1 protein-coding gene is annotated in these 1,912 nt (G+C 43.8%); it reads right to left on the reverse strand.

What is annotated here, in order from left to right; genetic code table 11:
* Positions 1-7: 7 nt before the first annotated feature.
* Positions 8-1,912: efflux RND transporter permease subunit (locus KDD36_15140; protein MCB0397983.1), on the reverse strand; the 1,905-nt coding region annotated here is incomplete at its 5' end.

Genomic DNA, 1,912 nt, shown 5'->3' on the forward strand with positions numbered 1-1,912 from the left:
GGATGATCTAAATAGAATCATGGCGCGCCTGCGCATCAGCCATGTCTTTTTTATCAGCTTCCAACTCGATAATTGCATTTTCAATTTCTTCCCGGTTGGGTCTCACTCCGGTAAATAGCCATTTCCTGGTGACCCGGTAACTGTTATTTATATACAACAACAGTGGTAGCATGTACAAAGTGAGCAGCGTTGCCACGGCAATACCATAAGCAATGGAGATCGCCATAGGAATTAGAAATTGTGCCTGCCGGCTTGTTTCAAAAATTAATGGAGCCAATCCCGCAATGGTTGTCATGGAAGTAAGAAAAATGGCCCTAAATCTTGATCTTCCTGCCTGGTACAATGCGTCCTCAAATTTCAAACCTTCTTTGAGATAGGAATTAAATTTTTCAATAAGAACCAACCCATCATTTACCATGATTCCGATCAGGGCAATGATCCCCAACCAGGACAACATGTTTATGGGAAATCCATGTACCCAATGACCAAAAGCCACACCAATTAAGCTAAATGGTACCATGATAAATAGCATCAGTGGCTGGCTATAACTTCTGAAGGTAAAGGCGATCAATGCAAAAATGGCAAATAGTATCGCAGGCAATACAAAGCGTACAGAACTGGTCAATTTGCCGGCTTCACGATTTTGCCCCTCATAGAGTGGTGTGACTGTCGGATAACGTGCTAAAATTCCCGGCATGACATTTTCCCGGATGCCGGCCAGCATATCCGTGGCACTTTCATTCCTGTTCTTCATATTTGCTTCGACCCGGATCTCTCTTTTTCCATCCAGGTGATTGATAGCCACATCTCCTCTTTCTATATCATAGTAGGCGATTTCCGAGAGTGGAACCCGATCCTGAGTGGGGGTGACAATCCACATGTCATCAAGATTTTTCAACGAAGAACGCGTTCCCCGGTCGTACCGGACCCATACTCTGATTTCATCTCGCCCTCGTTGAAATCGTTGCACAGGGGCCCCAAAAAAACCACTCCTCACCTGAGACATAATATCACTATGTGTGAGACCTAGCAAATGGGCATTGTCTTTAAGTTTAATTTCTACCTCCTTGATACCCTCTGGATCATTATCAGAAATATCTTTCAATTGAGGCATTGCCGAAAGCTTCTGTACCAGCATTTCTTTGGCTCCCTTCAAGTCACTGATATTATTTCCGGTAAGGGAAACGGACACCGGCTTTCCTCCGAAGTTGGATCCGGACCCATATTCAATACTTTCTATACCGTATATCGGCCCCACTTTTTCTTCAATCGAATTGGCGATATCGTCCGAAGGAAAGTCTCGTTCTTCTCCGGGTAACAGGTTAATTTCCAATGTAGCGGTTGAAGTACCCGGTCCGATACGTCGAATGGTGTTCTCCACTACTTGTTTATTCCCATGTTGTCTGGCCGTAAATTCATCATTTACCTCCCAGGTTGCCGCTTCAATTTCACTAATGATCGAATCGGTAATGACCTCACTGGTACCTTGAGGCATATTTAAGGTAATTTGCACCCGGTCACTGGCGATCGAAGGGAAAAAAGTGACTCGCACCAGGCCACCGGCAATAGCACCTATACCAATGATCATCAATGCAACAGGTATAGAAAAAGCTAAAAACTTATTAGCCATAAAAAATCGCATGGATGGGGCGTAAAGACGGTCTCTCAAAAAATCCATAAACCAGTCACCAAAGCGATTTATCAGAAAACGTTTGCCCCCTTTTTTCATCGCATTTGAATGGGCAATATGGGCAGGAAGGATAATTAATGCCTCTAAAAGAGATACCGATAAAGTGATAATGACCACAGTAGATACCTGGGAGAAAAAGTCTCCTATTCTACCTTCCAGAAAGAAAAAAGTAGAGAAGGCAACTACCGTCGTTAAAATAGCAGAGATAATGGGAGGGGTCAC

The sequence above is a fragment of the Flavobacteriales bacterium genome, from assembly GCA_020435415.1.
GTDB lineage: Bacteria > Bacteroidota > Bacteroidia > JACJYZ01 > JACJYZ01 > JACJYZ01.